The sequence below is a fragment of the Streptomyces sp. NPDC096046 genome (assembly GCF_040303285.1).
In the GTDB taxonomy this organism is placed as follows: Bacteria; Actinomycetota; Actinomycetes; order Streptomycetales; family Streptomycetaceae; genus Streptomyces.
The window spans coordinates 69,009-85,163 of sequence record NZ_JBEOSZ010000006.1; the positions used below are offsets into that span (position 1 = coordinate 69,009).

The 16,155-nt window shown below is 71.9% G+C and carries 15 protein-coding genes; 8 read left to right on the forward strand and 7 right to left on the reverse strand.

Features of this window, described 5'->3' with window-relative positions; all coding sequences use genetic code 11:
• The first annotated feature begins 16 nt into the window (after window positions 1-16).
• The 3 genes from ABTX62_RS07540 to ABTX62_RS07550 are packed head-to-tail and all read left to right on the forward strand — an operon-like array spanning window position 17 to window position 3,429.
• Window positions 17-1,381, forward strand: coding sequence for an FtsW/RodA/SpoVE family cell cycle protein (locus ABTX62_RS07540; protein ID WP_352115302.1), 1,365 nt, complete (start codon window positions 17-19; stop codon window positions 1,379-1,381).
• A complete protein-coding gene (locus ABTX62_RS07545; RefSeq protein ID WP_352115303.1) occupies window positions 1,378-2,871 on the forward strand; it encodes a penicillin-binding transpeptidase domain-containing protein in 1,494 nt (497 codons plus the stop codon). Before ABTX62_RS07540 ends, ABTX62_RS07545 begins: the two co-directional genes overlap by 4 nt.
• 45 nt (window positions 2,872-2,916) lie before the next feature.
• Entirely contained in the window at window positions 2,917-3,429 is a 513-nt protein-coding gene (locus ABTX62_RS07550) for a DUF3291 domain-containing protein (protein WP_352115304.1), read from the forward strand.
• Between the two features lie 41 nt (window positions 3,430-3,470).
• Here the strand turns inward: ABTX62_RS07550 and ABTX62_RS07555 are convergent, their stop codons facing one another.
• On the reverse strand, window positions 3,471-4,583 hold the full coding sequence (locus tag ABTX62_RS07555; protein WP_352115305.1) for a ferritin-like domain-containing protein: 1,113 nt from the start codon (window positions 4,581-4,583) through the stop codon (window positions 3,471-3,473).
• A gap of 120 nt (window positions 4,584-4,703) precedes the next feature.
• Between ABTX62_RS07555 and ABTX62_RS07560 the strand changes: the two genes are divergently transcribed.
• From ABTX62_RS07560 to ABTX62_RS07575, 4 genes are all read left to right on the forward strand, one after another.
• The gene (locus ABTX62_RS07560; protein ID WP_352115306.1) at window positions 4,704-5,642 is read left to right on the forward strand and encodes an AurF N-oxygenase family protein; all 939 of its coding nucleotides are present in this window, start codon (window positions 4,704-4,706) and stop codon (window positions 5,640-5,642) included.
• Between the two features lie 436 nt (window positions 5,643-6,078).
• Entirely contained in the window at window positions 6,079-6,732 is a 654-nt protein-coding gene (locus ABTX62_RS07565; protein ID WP_283972365.1) for a TetR/AcrR family transcriptional regulator, read from the forward strand.
• Between the two features lie 10 nt (window positions 6,733-6,742).
• Complete coding sequence (locus ABTX62_RS07570; RefSeq protein ID WP_352115307.1) at window positions 6,743-7,066, forward strand: DUF8847 domain-containing protein; 324 nt, start codon at window positions 6,743-6,745, stop codon at window positions 7,064-7,066.
• Window positions 7,067-7,172: 106 nt separating this feature from the next.
• Window positions 7,173-8,408, forward strand: coding sequence for a C40 family peptidase (locus ABTX62_RS07575; protein ID WP_352115308.1), 1,236 nt, complete (start codon window positions 7,173-7,175; stop codon window positions 8,406-8,408).
• Here ABTX62_RS07575 and ABTX62_RS07580 read toward each other — a convergent pair.
• Genes ABTX62_RS07580 through ABTX62_RS07600 form a run of 5 tightly spaced genes read right to left on the reverse strand, consistent with a single transcriptional unit; the run spans window position 8,372 to window position 14,364 of the window.
• Window positions 8,372-9,634: a styrene monooxygenase/indole monooxygenase family protein gene (locus tag ABTX62_RS07580; protein ID WP_352115309.1), complete on the reverse strand. Its 1,263-nt coding sequence runs from the start codon at window positions 9,632-9,634 to the stop codon at window positions 8,372-8,374. The two genes, ABTX62_RS07575 and ABTX62_RS07580, sit on opposite strands and share 37 nt — an antisense overlap.
• 12 nt (window positions 9,635-9,646) lie before the next feature.
• Entirely contained in the window at window positions 9,647-10,294 is a 648-nt protein-coding gene (locus ABTX62_RS07585; protein WP_352115310.1) for a GTP-binding protein, read from the reverse strand.
• Window positions 10,275-10,697 carry a DUF742 domain-containing protein gene (locus tag ABTX62_RS07590; RefSeq protein ID WP_031140611.1) on the reverse strand — a complete coding sequence of 141 codons (423 nt, stop codon included), beginning with the start codon at window positions 10,695-10,697 and terminating at the stop codon, window positions 10,275-10,277. Before ABTX62_RS07590 ends, ABTX62_RS07585 begins: the two co-directional genes overlap by 20 nt.
• Window positions 10,694-11,218, reverse strand: a complete 525-nt coding sequence (locus ABTX62_RS07595) for a roadblock/LC7 domain-containing protein (RefSeq protein WP_352115311.1) — start codon at window positions 11,216-11,218, stop codon at window positions 10,694-10,696. The genes ABTX62_RS07590 and ABTX62_RS07595 overlap by 4 nt, the downstream gene beginning before the upstream one ends.
• Window positions 11,215-14,364 (reverse strand): sensor histidine kinase, encoded by a 3,150-nt coding sequence (locus ABTX62_RS07600; protein ID WP_352115312.1) that lies wholly within the window; start codon window positions 14,362-14,364, stop codon window positions 11,215-11,217. The genes ABTX62_RS07595 and ABTX62_RS07600 overlap by 4 nt, the downstream gene beginning before the upstream one ends.
• A gap of 368 nt (window positions 14,365-14,732) precedes the next feature.
• On the opposite strand from ABTX62_RS07600, the gene ABTX62_RS07605 reads away from it, so the two are divergent.
• Window positions 14,733-15,518, forward strand: coding sequence for a protein phosphatase 2C domain-containing protein (locus tag ABTX62_RS07605; RefSeq protein WP_352115313.1), 786 nt, complete (start codon window positions 14,733-14,735; stop codon window positions 15,516-15,518).
• Between the two features lie 23 nt (window positions 15,519-15,541).
• Here the strand turns inward: ABTX62_RS07605 and ABTX62_RS07610 are convergent, their stop codons facing one another.
• The gene (locus ABTX62_RS07610; RefSeq protein WP_352115314.1) at window positions 15,542-16,033 is read right to left on the reverse strand and encodes a MarR family winged helix-turn-helix transcriptional regulator; all 492 of its coding nucleotides are present in this window, start codon (window positions 16,031-16,033) and stop codon (window positions 15,542-15,544) included.
• Window positions 16,034-16,155 lie beyond the last annotated feature (122 nt).

Consider the following 16,155-nt stretch of genomic DNA (forward strand, 5'->3'; position numbering starts at 1 on the left):
TGGGTAGGTTTCGGATATGAGCAAGGCCGGAATCACCGTGGCGACGGCGGACCCGCCCGCATCCGCCGTCCGCCCCCTCCCCCGGCGCCGGGGCGTCGAACTCGCCCTCATCGTGCTGGCCGTCCTGCTGTCGGTGTACGGCTACTGCGCCGTCGGCCTGGCCCGGCACGGAGCGCTTCCGCCCGGTGCCGCCGGTTACGGCGCCGGGCTCGGCGTGCTGGCGCTGCTGGCCCATCTGGCGGTACGCCTGCGGGCCCCGTACGCCGACCCGCTGCTCCTGCCGATCGGGGTGCTGCTCAACGGGCTCGGCCTGGTGCTGATCTACCGGCTCGACCTGGAGACCCCCGGCGACCGGGCGGCACCGGCCCAGCTGGTGTGGTCGACCCTGGGCGTGGCGCTGTTCATCCTGGTCGTCCTGCTGCTGCGTGACCACCGGGTCCTCCAGCGCTACACGTACGTCTGTGTGGTCACGGCCCTGGTGCTGCTCACCCTGCCGATCCTCTTCCCGGCGGTGAACGGGGCCCGCATCTGGATCCGGATCGCGGGGTTCTCCATCCAGCCGGGCGAGTTCGCGAAGGTGCTGCTGGCGGTGTTCTTCGCCGCGTACCTGGCGGCGAACCGCAACGCCCTCGCCTACACCGGCCGCCGCGTCTGGAAGCTCCAGCTGCCGACCGGCCGCGTGCTCGGCCCGATCGTCGCCGTCTGGCTGGTGAGCGTGGGCGTGCTCATCCTGGAGCGCGACCTCGGCACGTCGCTGCTCTTCTTCGGCCTCTTCGTGGTCCTCCTCTACGTCGCCACCGGACGCACCGGGTGGATCGCGGTCGGCCTGCTGCTGGCCGCGCTCGGCGCGGTCGCCGTCGGCCGGCTGGAGCCGCACGTGCACGGCAGGATCGAGACCTGGCTGCACCCCTTCGCCTCCATCGAAGCGGGCGAGGGCGCGAACCAGCTCGCCCAGTCGCTGTTCGCCTTCGCGGAGGGCGGCGTGCTCGGCACCGGACTCGGACTCGGCCACTCGTTCCTCATCGGCTTCGCCGTGAAGTCGGACTTCATCCTGGCCACCGCAGGCGAGGAACTCGGCCTGGCCGGTCTCTGCGCCGTCTTCCTCCTCTACGCGCTGCTGGTGGAGCGCGGCTTCCGGGCGGGTCTCGACCAGCGCGAGCCCTTCGGCCGGCTGCTCGCGGTGGGCCTCGCCTCACTGGTGGCGTTCCAGGTCTTCGTGATCGCGGGAGGCGTGACCGGACTGATCCCGCTGACCGGCATGGCGATGCCGTTCCTGGCCCAGGGCGGGTCGTCGGTGGTCACCAACTGGGCGATCGTGGCGCTGCTGATGCGGGTGAGCGACTCGGCCCGGCGCAGTCACGACGGGCAGGACGTCCGGTGACGCGGCAGATCCGGCACGCCGGATACTTCTGCGTCCTGCTGCTGGTGGCGCTGCTGCTGAACGCGGCCCGTGTCCAGGTCGTCCAGGCCCCCGCGTACGACCGCAACCCGGCCAACCGGCGTCCCGACATCACGCGCTACGAGCTGCCCCGCGGGGACATCCTGGTCGGCGGGCAACCCGTCACCGGGTCCAGGGACACCCGCGAGCACCTCCGCTACGAACGGACCTACGCCGACGGGCCCCTGTACGCCCCCGTCACCGGCTTCGCCTCGCAGCTGTACGGGACGACTCTGCTGGAGAGCACCGAGGACGGCGTGCTGTCCGGCGCGGACCCGATGCTCGCGCCGTTCCCACTGTGGAACGACTTCACGCGCGCCCGCAACGCCGGCGGGGACGTCGTCACGACGCTCCACCCGGCCGCGCAGCGGGCGGCGTACCAGGGGCTCGCCGGCCGCAAGGGCGCCGTGGCGGCGCTGGAGCCGTCGACCGGCCGGATCCTCGCCCTGGTGTCCGCGCCGTCCTACGACCCGCAGCCGCTGTCCGGCAACGGCTCCGCGGCGGCCGAGGCCTGGACGCGGCTCAACGCCGACAAGGACCGGCCGATGCTCAACCGGGCGGTGCGGCAGACGTATCCGCCGGGCTCGACCTTCAAGGTCGTCACGGCCGCCGCCGCGCTGGACGCCGGTGTGGTCACCGACCTCGAAGCGCCGACCGACTCCCCCGACCCCTACCGGCTGCCCGGGACGCGCACGCGCCTGACGAACGCGTCGACGGGCTGCGCGGACGCTTCCGTGCGGGAGGCCTTCACTTTCTCCTGCAACACGGTGTTCGCCAAGCTCGGTGTGAAGGTGGGGGTCACGGACATGACGGCCACGGCGCACGCCTTCGGCTTCAACAACGGGCAGTTGAGGATTCCCTTCCCGGTGGCCCGGTCCACCTTCGACACCACCCTCGACAGGGCCCAGCTGGCCCTGTCGTCCATCGGCCAGTACAACACCCGCGCCACACCGTTGCAGATGGCGATGGTCGCGGCGGCCGTGGCGAACGGCGGCCAGGTACGGGACCCCTATCTGGTGGAGCGCACGATCCGGCCGGGCGGCGGCACCCTCGCGACGGCCGGCTCGCGGGCGACCCGCCAGGCGATGTACCCGTCCACCGCGGTCCGGCTGCGGGCGATGATGCGGGACGTGGTCGAGAACGGTACCGGGCGCAACGCCGCGATCCGCGGTGCCAAGGTCGGCGGCAAGACCGGCACCGCCCAGCACGGCCTCGGCAACTCCGGTACCCCGTACGCCTGGTTCGTCTCCTGGGCGCAGGGCGACCGGGACCTGGCGCCGCGGGTGGCGGTCGCGGTCGTCGTGGAGGACGCCGAGGCGGACCGCGGGGAGATCAGCGGGGGCGGCGACGCGGCACCGATCGCGCGGGCGGTGATGGAGGCGGTGCTGAAATCCCCTGAGCCGTCCACCGGCTGGCGGCCGACCGGTGGATGAGACGGGGGTGGTGGGAGGAGGATCTCCCGACCTACCGTTCGGTCCATGACTGAGCCCTCCGCCGCGTACGAACTCGCCCAGGTCAACCTCGGTCGCCTCAAGGCCCCGCTGGAATCGCCTCAGTTGAAGGACTTCGTCGACCACCTCGACCCGGTGAACGCGGACGCGGACCGGGCCGACGGTTTCGTCTGGCGACTGCAGGGCGAGGCCGGCGACGACGCCACGGACGTGCCCGTCTTCGGCGACTCCTGGCTGATCATCAACATGTCGGTGTGGCGCGACACGGACGCCCTGACCGCGTACATGTACCAAGGCCGGCACCGGGAGATGCTCGCCCGCCGCCGCGAGTTCTTCGAGCGTGTCCAGGAGGCCATGGTGGCCCTCTGGTGGGTCCCGGTGGGTTACCGCCCCACGGTCGCCGAGGCCGAGTCACGCGTGTTGCACCTGCGCACCCACGGGCCGACGCCGTATGCCTTCACCCTGCGGACGTCGTTCCCGCCCCAGGGGGCGACGCCGCTGATCGGTGAGGTGCCGGAGGGGCTGGGCTGCACGCTCTAGCGGGGCTCACCCGGCGGTTCCGCTCACGCTCCGGCGGGAGCTCACCCGGCGGTTCCGCGCCCCGCGTCGATCGCATCGCGCACCTCGGCGACCCGCTCCCTCTCCTCCGCCGCGAAGCGCTCGGCGTCGAGCTTCTCGGCGATCTCCTCGTCCTGGGACATCAGCAGGTCGAGGCTGGAGTCGCCCATCTCCAGCACGCCCATGTCGACGTAGGCCCGCTGGAGGCGTTCGCCCCACAGGCCGATGTCCTTGACGCAGGGGACGATGCGGCTGAAGAGGAGCTTGCGGAACAGGGTGAGGAACTCGGACTGCTCGCTGTACTCCTCCGCCTCGGCCTTGGGAATGCCGAAGTTCTCCAGGACCTCCACGCCCCGCAGCCGGTCCCGCATGAGGTAACAGCCCTCGATGACGAACTCCTCGCGCTCCCTCAACTCGGCGTCGGTGAGCTGCCGGTAGTAGTCGCGCAGGGCCATCCGCCCGAAGGCGACGTGCCGGGCCTCGTCCTGCATGACGTAGGCGAGGATCTGCTTCGGCAGCGGCTTGTCCGTCGTGTCCCTGATCATGCCGAAGGCAGCGAGCGCGAGTCCCTCGATCAGCACCTGCATGCCCAGGTACGGCATGTCCCAGCGTGCGTCGCGCAGCGTGTCGTCCAGCAGGGACTGGAGGTTGTCGTTGATCGGGTACAGCATCCCGATCTTCTCGTGCAGGAACCGGCCGTAGATCTCGGCGTGCCGGGCCTCGTCCATGGTCTGGGTCGCCGAGTAGAACTTCGCGTCCAGGTCGGGGACCGACTCCACGATCCGCGCGGCGCAGATCATCGCGCCCTGCTCGCCGTGCAGGAACTGGCTGAACTGCCAGGAGGCGTAGTGCCGGCGCAGGTCGCCCTTGTCCTTCTCCGTCAGCTTCGCCCAGTGCCGGGTTCCGTGGAGGGACATCGCCTCGTCCGGGGTCCCGAGCGGATCGCAGGGATCCACCTCCAGCTCCCAGTCGATGCGCTTCTGGCCGTCCCACTGCTTGTCCTTGCCCTTCTGGTAGAGGGCCAGGAGACGGTCGCGGCCGTCGTCGTACTCCCAGGTGAAGCGGGCCGCGCCGCTCGCCGGGACCTGCCGGACGGGCTCTTCCGGTTCCATGGCGTACAGGTCGAAGGTCGGCATGCCCGCAGGCTCACACGAGGTAGACACCGGGTCAACAAGTAGCGCGCAGGGGATTGACGAGCTTACTGACAGGCAGTCTCATAAGAACAACAGTGACGTGTGCACAACGAGGTGGCAGCCATGACGACCCTGACGGAAGCCGACGCGCTCGACGGACTGCGCGATGCCCTCGGCCTGCTGAAGGACCGGGAGCAGGTGGCCCAGCGGCTGCTCGACTCCTCAGCCAAGCACTCCTTCGACCCGGACAAGGAGCTGGACTGGGAGGCGCCCTTGGAGGAGGGCAAGTGGTTCTGGCCGCCGGAGCTGGTGTCCCTCTACGACACCCCGCTGTGGAAGCGGATGGGCGAGGAGCAGCGGATCCTGCTCTCCCAGCACGAGGCGGCGGCCCTGGCCTCCCTGGGCATCTGGTTCGAGATCATCCTGATGCAGCTGCTGGTCCGGCACATCTATGACAAGGCGGCGACGAGCGCGCACGTCCGTTACGCGCTCACCGAGATCGAGGACGAGTGCCGGCACTCCAAGATGTTCGCCCGGCTGATCGCCCGGGGCGACACGCCCTGGTACCCGGTCAGCCGCGCACACCAGCAGCTCGGCCGCCTGTTCAAGACCATCTCCACCACTCCGGGTTCCTTCACGGCGACCCTGCTGGGCGAGGAGGTCCTCGACTGGATGCAGCGGCTGACGTTCCCCGACGAGCGGGTCCAGAGCCTCGTGCGCGGTGTCACCCGCATCCACGTCGTGGAGGAGGCCCGCCACGTGCGTTACGCCCGCGAGGAACTGCGCCGCCAGATGGTGACGGCCCCCAAGTGGTCGCAGGAGTTCACCCGCGTCACCTCCGGCGAGTTCGCCCGTGTCTTCTCCGTGGCCTTCGTGAACCCCGAGGTCTACACGAACGTGGGCCTGGACCAGCGCGAGGCGCTCGCCCAGGTCCGGGCCAGCGGGCACCGTCGAGAGGTCATGCAGAACGGCTCCAAGCGCCTGACCGACTTCCTCGACGACATCGGGGTGCTGCGGGGGGTCGGCCGCCGGTTGTGGAAGTCGTCGGGGCTGCTGGCGTAGCGGGGCGGGCGGCGGGTCGGCCCACTCGGTGGGTCCGGTGGGCGTGCCACCCCGGCAGGACCGGGCGGGCGGCCCACTCGGTGGGTCCGGTGGGCGCCCCACGCCGGCAGGACCGGGCGGGCGGCCCACTCTGCGGGGCCGGCGGGCGCCCCACCCCGGCAGGACCGGGCGGGCGGCCCACTCTGCGGGTCCGGCGGGCGCCCCACCCCGGCAGGACCGGGCGGGGCGTCGTGAGGTCACTGCTCAGGGCCAGGGCGCGGCCGAGCCGACCACCGAGGCGGCCCGGATCACCGCCCCCGGCCTCCCGCACGGGACGCCGGGCGGTGCCAGAGGCCGTGTCGCGCGGCCCCGGCCCTTCACCCGCGAGAAGGCGCTCCGCGCACCCGCCCCGTTCTCCGCTACGCAGCCCCCCGGCCCCCCGATTACCCTGCGGAGCATGACTCCAGCCGCCCCCACCCCCGCCTACCGGCGACTCAGCGTCGAGGAACGCCGCAGTCAGCTGCTCACCTCCGCGTTGGGCCTCTTCGCCCACCGCGCCCCGGAGGAGGTGTCCCTCGACGACGTGGCGGAGGCGGCCGGGGTCTCGCGGCCCCTGGTGTACCGGTACTTCCCGGGCGGCAAGCAGCAGCTCTACGAGGCCGCCCTGCGCTCCGCCGCCGACGAGCTCCAGCACTGCTTCGACGAGCCCCGCGAGGGCCCCCTCCTCCCCCGGCTGTCCCGCGCCCTCGACCGCTACCTCGCCTTCGTCGACGAGCACGACACCGGCTTCAGCGCCCTCCTCCAGGGCGGCAGCGTCGTGGAGACCTCACGCACCACCGCCATCGTCGACGGCGTCCGCCGCGTCGCCGCCGAGCACATCCTCAGCCACCTGGGCGTCACCGGCCCCGGCCCGAGCCTGCGCATGACCATCCGCATGTGGATCACGGCCGTCGAGGCGTGTTCGCTCATCTGGCTCGACGAGGACAAGCGACCCCCCGCCGGGGAGCTGCGCGACTGGCTGGTCGAGCAGTTCATGGCGATGCTGACCGTGACCGCCCGCCGCGACCCGCAGACCGACGCCCTGGTCCGGGCGCTCGCCGAGGATGTCTGACACTGGTCCCGTGAGAAGCGAAGAGACCCCCTTCGAGGGCGGGCCCATGGACGGCAGGGCCCTGCCCGTCCTCCTCGGCATCACCGGCCACCCGCCCAAGACGTACCGCATCCCCGTCCCGGACCCCGACGGCGGGCCGGACACCGTGCTCGTCTACTGCCGTGTCCCCCGGGGCCCGGGCAAGGTGGGCCTGACCAACCGCTGGAAGTACGAGTACGCCCCGGAAGGGGTCCCGCCCCGCCGGCTCAACTGGCCCTGGTCGAAACCGGACACCACACCCCCCGGCAAGCCAGACGCCACGCCGCCCGGCAAGCCGGAGGACGCCGACGGGTGAACCCGTTGCGCCGAACCGCGCACACCCACCGCGCGCACCGCGCGCACACGCCTGATCCTCACGATGTCCGGCGGCACCACGCCGCCCCCGCAACGGAGGTGATGGCATGTCAGGAAAGCTTCTGCGTCTGGTCTGCATCGCGGCGACGGCGGCCGGAACCGTCCTGGCACCCGTCCCGGCCGTGGCCGTGCCCGAGCCGGACACGGAACAGCGCGACATCGCCGGGCTTCTGACGGATCTTCGGTCGCTGTACCGGAAGGCCGAGGAGGCCACCGAGGCCTACAACGCCACCGAGGAGAAACTGAAGAGGCAGCGCGCCGAGACCGACCGTCTGGACCGGGCCCTCGCCCGCGCCCGGCTCTCCCTGCACGACAGCCGGGGCGCGGCCGGCCGGCTGGCCCGGCAGCAGTACCAGAGCAGCACCGCCATCTCCCCGTACGTACGCCTGCTCCTGGCCCGCGACCCGCAGCGCGCGGTCGAGCAGGGCCATGTGATCGGCCGGATCGCACGGGAGCGGGCGGACACCACCGGCCGGCTGACCGGCCACGAGCACAAGGCCCAGGAACTGGCCCGCAAGGCCCGCAAGGCCCTCGACGAGCAGCTCGCCCTCACCGAACGGCGCGGGAAGGAACGGGACGAGGTCCGCTCCCGCCTCCACGACGTCGAGGAAGCGCTCGCCTCCGTCGGCCCCGACCGGCTCACCGCCCTGGCCGAGTTCGAGCGGAACGGCGTCACGAAGGCGCAGGAGAAGTTCATGACGTCCGGCGCGCTCGGCCCCGCCGGGAGCAGCGGCGTCCGCACCCCGTCGGCCGGAGGAGCCCGGGCCGTGCGCTACGCCGTGCGGCAGCTCGGCAAGCCGTACGAGTGGGGCGCCGAGGGCCCGCGGGCGTACGACTGCTCGGGGCTGACCTCGCGGGCCTGGGCCGCGGCAGGGACGCCCATCCCCCGGACCAGCCAGGAGCAGTGGGAGCGGCTCGAGCGGATCCCGCTGGACGAGCTGCGCCCTGGCGACCTGGTGCTGTACTTCCCCGAGGCCACGCACGTCGCGCTGTACCTCGGGGACGGCATGGTCGTCCAGGCGCCCCGTCCCGGCGCGAAGGTGAAGGTGTCACCCATCGCGGCCAACCCGGTCCTGGGCGCGGTACGGCCGGACCCGGACGGGGAGCCCCTGTGGCATTACGAGCCGCCGGAGCTCCCCGAGGGCGCCACGGACGGCTCGGACGAGGGCTATGAGGGCGACGGGAGCGAGGCCGGCGATGCCGCGGGCGATGCCGGCGATACGGGGGACGCGGACGACAAGGGGGACTATGCGGCGCCCGCGCCCGACACCTCGGTCAGGTAGGCCTGCGTCTTCGCCGGGTCGTAGAAGAAGTTCTCGAAGTCGGCCGGGTCGTTGAAGCCGTTGGCGAAGCGGTCGGCGACCGGCTGGATCTCACCGGCGGCGCCGATGAGGTTCAGAATGTGCTCCGGCGGCGGCGCGAGCATCGCATTGGTCCACTTGGTGACGTGCTGGGCGGTGTCCCAGTAGCGGTCGAAGGTGGCCCGCATCCACTCCTCGTCGAACGGCTTGTCGCCGTGCTCGACGATCGCGGAGAGGTACGCGGCGGCGCACTTGGACGCCGAGTTGGAGCCCTGCCCGGTGATCGGGTCGTTGGCGACGACCACGTCGGCGACGCCGAGGACCAGCCCGCCGCCCGGGAGGCGGCCGACGGGGTTGCGGACGGTGGGGGCGTAGCGCCCGGCCAGCGTGCCTCCGGCGTCGGTGAGTTCGACCTTGGTGGCCCGCGCGTACTCCCAGGGGACGTACCGCTCCATGAGTTCCAGGGTCAGGGAGAGGTGCTCCGCGGGGTCCTTCACACCGTTGAAGGCGTCGAGCGGGCCGCCGGGTATGCCCTCCCAGAACAGGATGTCGGCGCGGCCGGAGGTGGTCAGGCAGGGCATGACGAACAGTTCGCCGACGCCCGGGACGAGATTGCAGCGGACCGCTTCGGTGCCGGGGTGCTCGGGACGCGGGCCGAGGCCGTGGACGTACGCCACGGCCAGCGCGCGCTGCGGCTCGCTGTAGGGGGAGCGCTCCGCGTCGCGGCCGAACATCTGGACGAGCTCGCCCTTGCCGGCCGCGACGAGCACCAGGTCGTAGGTGCGGGAGAAGTAGTCGAGGTCGCCGACGGCCGCGCCGTGGATGACGAGCTGGCCGCCGCGCTGGGCGAACGTCTCCATCCAGCCGGCCATCTTCACGCGCTGGTCGACCGACTGGGCGAATCCGTCGAGCTTGCCCAGCCAGTCGATGGCACGGGCGGACGGGCCCTCGGCCCAGGAGCCGGGGGCGGCGACCGAGACGCCGAGTCCTTCGATCTTCGGGGCCTGGGACTCCCAGAAGTTCAGCTGGAGATCGCGCTCGTGCTGGAGTGCCGTGTGGAACATGCACTGCGTGGACATGACCCGGCCGGTGCGGATCTCGTCCGCCGTCCGGTTGGACATCAGGGTGACCTCGTACCCCTGTGACTGGAGGCCGAGGGCGATCTGGAGCCCGGACTGACCGGCTCCGACGACGAGTATCTTCCGCATGCGGGCTGTCCTCTACTCGGGGGTTTCGTCGAGCGCGTGGCCCACGAGGGCCAGGAGGGTCTCGATCACGGAGATCCGGCGACGCGCGTCCATGATCATGACAGGTATGTGTCGCGGGATGGTCAAGGCCTCCCGCACGTCCTCCGGCTCGAACAGCTCGCTGCCGTCGAAGTGGTTGACCGCGACCACGTACGGCAGCCCGGAGCTCTCGAAGTAGTCCAGGACGGGGAAGCAGTCCTTCAGACGGCGGGTGTCGGCCAGGACGACGGCGCCGATCGCGCCGCGCACGATGTCGTCCCACATGAACCAGAACCGCTGCTGGCCCGGCGTGCCGAACAGGTAGAGCACCAGGTCGTCGTCGAGCGTGATGCGCCCGAAGTCCATGGCGACGGTGGTGGTGGTCTTGCCGGGCGTGGCGGTGAGGTCGTCGGTCGCCTCGCTCGCCTCGGTCATCAGCGCCTCGGTCTGCAGGGGCGTGATCTCCGAGACGGCGGTGACCAGGGTGGTCTTGCCGACGCCGAAGCCGCCCGCCACCACGATCTTCGTGGCGATCGGGGCACGGGTGCGGTCCGTCTCCCAGGCGTGCATGCTCTCGCCGGGCTGGACGAACGGGGATGAACCAGATACGCCGTGAGCGGCGTCAGAGACGACGGAGTCCACTCAGCACCCTTTCCAGCAGAGCGCGGTCCGGGCGGCCCGTGCCATGGCCGGTGCCCGTTCCGTACACACGGATCTTTCCCTGGTCCGCGAGGTCGCTCAGGAGCACGCGGACCACGCCGAGCGGCATCTTCAGCAGCGCGGCGATCTCGGCCACCGTACGCATCCGGCGGCACAGTTCGACGATGGCCCGCAGCTCCGGCATGACGCGGGTGGAGAGGTTGCCGTTCGTCAGTTCCCTGCGCTCCTCCGGGGCGTCCAGCGCGGCCGTGCTCGCCACGAACGTCTCCACGAGGAGGACGTGGCCGAACCGGGTGCGGCCGCCGGTGAGCGAGTAGGGGCGGACCCGGGCGGGTTTGCGGTCACCGCCGCGGACCGGGAGGTGGTGCTTGGGCGTACTGCTCATCGGGCACTCCCCGTCGTCTGGGACTCCTCCAGGGATTTGCGGAGTTCGCTGCGGAGTTCGGGCGTCAGCACATGGCCGGCCCGGCCGACGAACAGGGCCATGTGATAGGCCACGACGCTCATGTCGCAGTCCGCGGAGCCGTGGACGCCGAGCAGCGAGCCGTCGCTGATCGACATCACGAACAGGCTGCCCTCGTCCATCGCGATCATCGTGTGCTTGACCCCGCCGAAGTCCATCAGCTTCGCGGCGCCGATGGTGAGGCTGCCGATGCCGGAGACGATGGTGGCCAGGTCGGCGGCGGAGCCGCGCGGCCCGGTGCGCCGGGTCCCGGCGGCGTGCAGGGCCGCCCTCGCCTCCTTGTTGCGGGTGTCGTCGGAGGAGAGCAGGAGCAGTCCGTCGGACGAGACGACAGCGACCGAGAGGATGCCGGGCACCTCCTCGACCAGATTGGTCAGCAGCCAGTGCAGGTTGCGGGCCTCACTGCTCAGTCCGATCAGTCCGAAGGTACTGGGAGCGGTCAACTGCTTGCCTCCTCGACTGTGCCCCCCGTGGCTTCTTCGGATTCAGCTGGTCCTGCGGTGCCGGTGGCCGGCCGCTGGTGCGAGGCCGTCCTCTCGGCGATCTCCGCCTCCACGTCGCGGTAGCCGGCCTGCGCCCCCTGGCGGAAGCCGCCGAGACGGCGGCGCAGGGCATCGGCGTCGACGGAGCCGCTGCGCTGGCGCGGGGCGGTGGTCGATGCGGTGATCTTCGGAGTGCGCTTGGGGAGGCCCTTGTCGGTGACGCGGTCCTCCTCCTCGTCGGGAGCGCGCTCGTGCTCCGGGCTCTCGTCCGCGTCCGCATCACCCTTGCGGGGTGCGTCCTCGGGTGCGAGCGGGCTCCGAGGGCCGGTCCCGCCCTCGGCTGCCGCCGTCTCGCCCCGGGCCGGGTCCGGCGCCCCCTGCTGCGCCGGGATGAGCAGTTCCATCGTGGTTTCCGCGGGGGACTCCACGGGTGCCGCGCTTCCGGCCGGTTCGGCGTCCGCGGCGGGTTCGGCGGGCACCGGTTCGGTGGGTGCCACCGGTTCCGGGGATGCCACCGGTTCCGGGGATGCCACCGGTTCCGCGGGTGCCGTCGTTTCCGCGGGTGCCACCGGTTCCAGGGATGCCACCGGTTCCGCCGGTGCCGTCGGTTCCGCGAGTGCCGCCCGTTCCGCGGGTGCTTGCGGCTCGGCCTGGGCCGCCGGTACGGCCGCCTCGGCCGTTCCCGTCACCGCAGCCGCCTCCGTCGCCTCGGCCGGTTTCCGCTCCCCGGCCGGTTCCGATTCCCCGGCCGGTTCCGATTCCCCGGCCGGTTCCGATTCCCCGGCCGGTTCCGATTCCCCTGGCGGTTCCGGCTCCCCTGCCGGTTCCGGGTGCTGGACGGCACCGGTGCTCTCCGTGGTCTCGTCCCGCTGCACCGCCTTCTCCGCCAGGGCGACCAACGGGTCGTCACCGGCCGTGCGGCCGGGCAGCACGTTGGAGTTGGCCTCGGCGTCGGCACCCGGGAAGGAGAAGGAGTGGGTCGCGCCGGCCGGGGTGCCGGAGGTCGGAACGGCCACGGGCGGGGCGGCGGCGAGGAGCGTGCGGGGCAGGACGACGACCGCCGCGACACCGCCCTGCTTCTGCTCGCGCAGCTGGACGCGCACGCCGTGGCGGTGGGCGAGCCGGGCCACGACGTACAGGCCGAGGCCCAGACCGTCCTCGCCCTCCTGGTCGTACGGCGCCTCGGGGTCGAAGTCGGTGAGGCGGGAGTTGAGGCGCTGCAGCCGTTCCTCGGTCATGCCGATGCCCTCGTCCTGGACGGAGAGCATGACCTCGCCGTTCTCCAGCAGCCAGCCGGAGATCTCGACGGGCAGGTCGGGCGGGGAGAACGAGGTGGCGTTCTCCATGAGTTCGGCCAGCAGATGGGAGAGGTCGTCGGCGGCGAACCCGGCGATGTGCGCGTGCGGTGGCAGCGCGGCGATCCCGACCCGCTCGTACCGCTCGATCTCGCTCACCGCGGCACGTACGACGTCCACCAGCGGCACCGGCCCGGCGGCGTGCTGGACGTGCTCGGTGCCGGCGAGGACCAGGAGGTTCTCGCTGTGCCGGCGCATGACCGTCGCGAAGTGGTCGAGCTTGAACAGCGTGGCGAGCCGGTCCGGGTCCTGCTCGCGTTCCTCCAGGTTCTCGATCACGGCCAGTTGCCGCTCGACCAGGCCGAGGGTGCGCAGCGCGAGGTTGACGAACGTCCCGCCGATGGCCGTGCGCAGCCGCTCCAGCTGGGCGGCGGACTCGGCGAGTTCGCCGCGCAGTTCCTCACGTGCGTCGGCCATCTTCTGGCGCTGGCCGACGAGGTGCTTGCGGTCGGACTCCAGCGTGGTGATGCGCTCGGTGAGGGCGGCCGTGTGCGCGTGCAGGGCGTTGACGGAGCGGACGACCTGGGCGAACTCGTCGTTGCGGCCGGTGAACTTCACCGGCTCCTCGGCCGCCGGGTCGTCGGCCTCGGCGAGGCGCTTGGACCCCAGGCGCAGGACCGCGAGGGGGCGGGTGAGGCTGCGCGCCATGCCCGTGGCGACACCGACGGCGAGCAGCATGAGCGCGCCGAGGACGGCGATGCGGATCTCCAGCGCGGTGACGTCGTCGTCGCGCAGCGCCTCCAGGTCCTTGGTACGCCGGTCGTAGAGGGCCGACTCCACGCCGCGCATCAGGTCCACACGGGCGGACAGGGCCGCGTCGAGCTCCTTGGTGCTGGTGGCGAGGTCGCTGCGGGAGAGTGTCGGCTGGTCGGTCAGGGCGGCGAGGTACTTGTCGGCGGAATTGACCTCGGTGCCGGTGACCGTGGAGTCGAAGGAGGCGCGGGCCGGCTCGGGGGCGATGCCGCGGAAGTCGGCCAGGGCCGCGTCGGAGCGCAGCCGGGCCTGCTGGGCGGCGGCGCTCAGGAGGTCGCGGCGGCGGGTGTCGGCGTCCGAGGAGGTGCTGGTCTCGGTCGGCAGGCCGGTGAGGGGATCGATGACCGTCTGGGTGCTGCTCGGCACGCTGAGCGCGGCGAGCAGCAGCCCGCGGGCCGCGGCGGCCTGCTGGACGGCGGAATCGAGCTCGGCCAGGGCGTAACCGCCGTCACCCGCGCGCGGCGGCGTCTGCTGCGCCAGCCGCTCGGCGAGGCGGTGGAGTTCGGTGATGGTAATGGAGTACGCCTGGTGCGCTTCGAGGGCGCTGCTCTTGCCGGTGAGCGCCGCCCTGCGCACGGCCGCTATGGCGTCGAGGTCCGAGCGGAGCGAAGCGGGGGTGTCGGTGTCGGACCGCAGTTCCTCGACCTGCCGGTCCACCCGGGCGCTGCGCTGTTCGGAGGGCGCCTTGGTCTTGGGGCGCCCGGCCGCGATGTAGGAGGTGACGTCGTCCCGCTCGTCGGCGAGGGAGTGTGCGAGGGTCAGCGCGTCCTGGGTCTGCTCCGCGAGCGTCACCAGTTCCTGGGAGTCGTGGAGTTGTCCGGAGGCGGCCAGGACGGACGGGGTGCCGGCGGCGGCGATGGCCGCGGCGACCACGGCCACGGCGACGATCAGCCGATTGCGTACGTGGGTGGGGCGGCCCTTGCCGGTGGGGGGCGTCGGCTCAGCGCCCTGAACAGGGGCCGTCTGCTTGCCTGTGCGACGAGGCCGCGTCTTCTGCACCGGTGCTCGCATTCCTGATTCGTGAACCCTTGGGCCCGGATGACGCTCCGTCAACTGGTGCGTACTCCCGGTACACTTCCCGACCCTCCCAGCGCCGGTGGGCAGCGCACGCGCATCACCTGACCCGCCACCCGAAGGAGTGAACCTCGGACGGGAGTTGAGGGGCAAGTTCCGCAAGCTTGCGCAGCGGACTTGCGCAGCTCGCTGGTTGGACGACGGGGACGGCCGGTGGCAGTATTCGCCACCACGCCTTCCCGGAACAAATCATTCCAGCCCAAACCCGGCGTCCGGCCTGCGTCGCCGCGTCGGCCTCGCGCCCCTTGTCGGCCCTTTGCGGGCCCTGTGAAGGGCTCGTGCAGACTGGCCGGATGCGAACCGAACTCGCCTCGGAGCCGGGAGACGCCGACCGCCCCAACGAGGACTTCGCCAGTGTCGGACTACCGGCCTCGGGACAGGGCGGTTCGGTCGTCGTCCTGGACGGGGTCACGCCACCGAGGACCGGGACGGGTTGTCTGCATTCCGTCCCCTGGTTCACCGCGCGCCTCGGTGGGGCACTGACCGAACTGACCGTTTCACTCCCGGATGTCCCCCTGGTCGACGCCTTGTCCCGCGCCATCGCGCGTACCTCCGAGGCACACGCCGCAACCTGTGACCTTTCTCACCCCCGGACGCCTCAGGCCACGGTGGTGGCGGCCCGCTGGAATCCGGACACGGTGGAGTACCTGGTCCTGTCGGACTCGGCCCTTCTCCTGGAGTCCCCGGACGGTGGGGTGACGCCCGTCCTCGACGACCGGCTGGCCCTGCTCCCCCGCTCGGCGCTGGCGACGGACGCGCTGGTGGACTCCACGCTCCGCAACAGGGAGGGCGGCTTCTTCACGGCGGCCGCGGACCCTTCGGTGGCCCGCCGAGCGGTGACCGGCACCCTGCCCCGCAGCGAGGTGCGCGCCCTGGCCGCGCTGACGGACGGTGCCACCCGCTGGGTGGAGCGGTTCGAGGAGGGCGACTGGGCGGACTGCTTCCACGTCGTCCGCAAGGAGGGTCCGCAGGTACTGCTGGACCGGGTCCGGGCACGGGAACGGTCGGAGGACGCCGTGACCTCGCCGGGCAGGGGCAAGAGGCACGACGACGCGACCGTGGTGTTCGTCGAGTTCTAGTCGGGTTACAGGGGGTGTCCGGTCTACTTCTCCATGCCGCGGTTGAGCTGGTGCAGCAGTCGGGCCAGTTCGGTGACCTCGCGGGAGTCCCAGCCGGCCAGGCGGCCGGCGTAGCGGGCGCGGCGGGCCTCCCGGACCCGGCGGACGCGGTGGTGGCCCTCCTCGGTGAGGGCGACGAGCCAGGCGCGTCCGTCGGCGGGGTCGGGCTCGCGCGCGACCAGTCCGAGGTCCTCCAGGGCGCGCAGCTGGCGGGACATCGTCGCCTTGCCGACCCCGATGTAGGCGGCGAGCTCGGTGGCCCGCTGCTTTCCGCACTCGTCCAGCCGGACCAGCAGACCGTACGCGGACGACTCCAGGTCGGGGTGGACCTCGCGGGCCATCTCGCCCTGGCTGGCCCGGGCGCGCCGCAGCAGCACGGTCAGCTCGCGCTCCAGCGCCAGGAAGGCGGGCTGATCCACCCCGCTTCCGGCCACACCGGCGTCGCGGTGTCCGTCGTCGTTGCCGCCCTCGTGCACGTCAGCCCCTGCCTCGGTCGTCGCCCGGCCGTGAGAATGCCGGTGATGGGATTTTCCGCCATCTGCCGTGATCACCGCAGTTCGGCAAGTATTCCGCAGGTCAGGGCGCTCCTGTCCACACG

Excerpts from the sequence above, each read along its gene's own strand:
- ABTX62_RS07540 (WP_352115302.1), top strand. The coding sequence starts at position 17 with ATGAGCAAGGCCGGAATCACCGTGGCGACGGCGGACCCGCCCGCATCC.
- ABTX62_RS07550 (WP_352115304.1), top strand. The coding sequence starts at position 2,917 with ATGACTGAGCCCTCCGCCGCGTACGAACTCGCCCAGGTCAACCTCGGT.
- ABTX62_RS07555 (WP_352115305.1), bottom strand. The coding sequence starts at position 4,583 with ATGCCGACCTTCGACCTGTACGCCATGGAACCGGAAGAGCCCGTCCGG.
- ABTX62_RS07560 (WP_352115306.1), top strand. The coding sequence starts at position 4,704 with ATGACGACCCTGACGGAAGCCGACGCGCTCGACGGACTGCGCGATGCC.
- ABTX62_RS07565 (WP_283972365.1), top strand. The coding sequence starts at position 6,079 with ATGACTCCAGCCGCCCCCACCCCCGCCTACCGGCGACTCAGCGTCGAG.
- ABTX62_RS07575 (WP_352115308.1), top strand. The coding sequence starts at position 7,173 with ATGTCAGGAAAGCTTCTGCGTCTGGTCTGCATCGCGGCGACGGCGGCC.
- ABTX62_RS07580 (WP_352115309.1), bottom strand. The coding sequence starts at position 9,634 with ATGCGGAAGATACTCGTCGTCGGAGCCGGTCAGTCCGGGCTCCAGATC.
- ABTX62_RS07590 (WP_031140611.1), bottom strand. The coding sequence starts at position 10,697 with ATGAGCAGTACGCCCAAGCACCACCTCCCGGTCCGCGGCGGTGACCGC.
- ABTX62_RS07605 (WP_352115313.1), top strand. The coding sequence starts at position 14,733 with ATGCGAACCGAACTCGCCTCGGAGCCGGGAGACGCCGACCGCCCCAAC.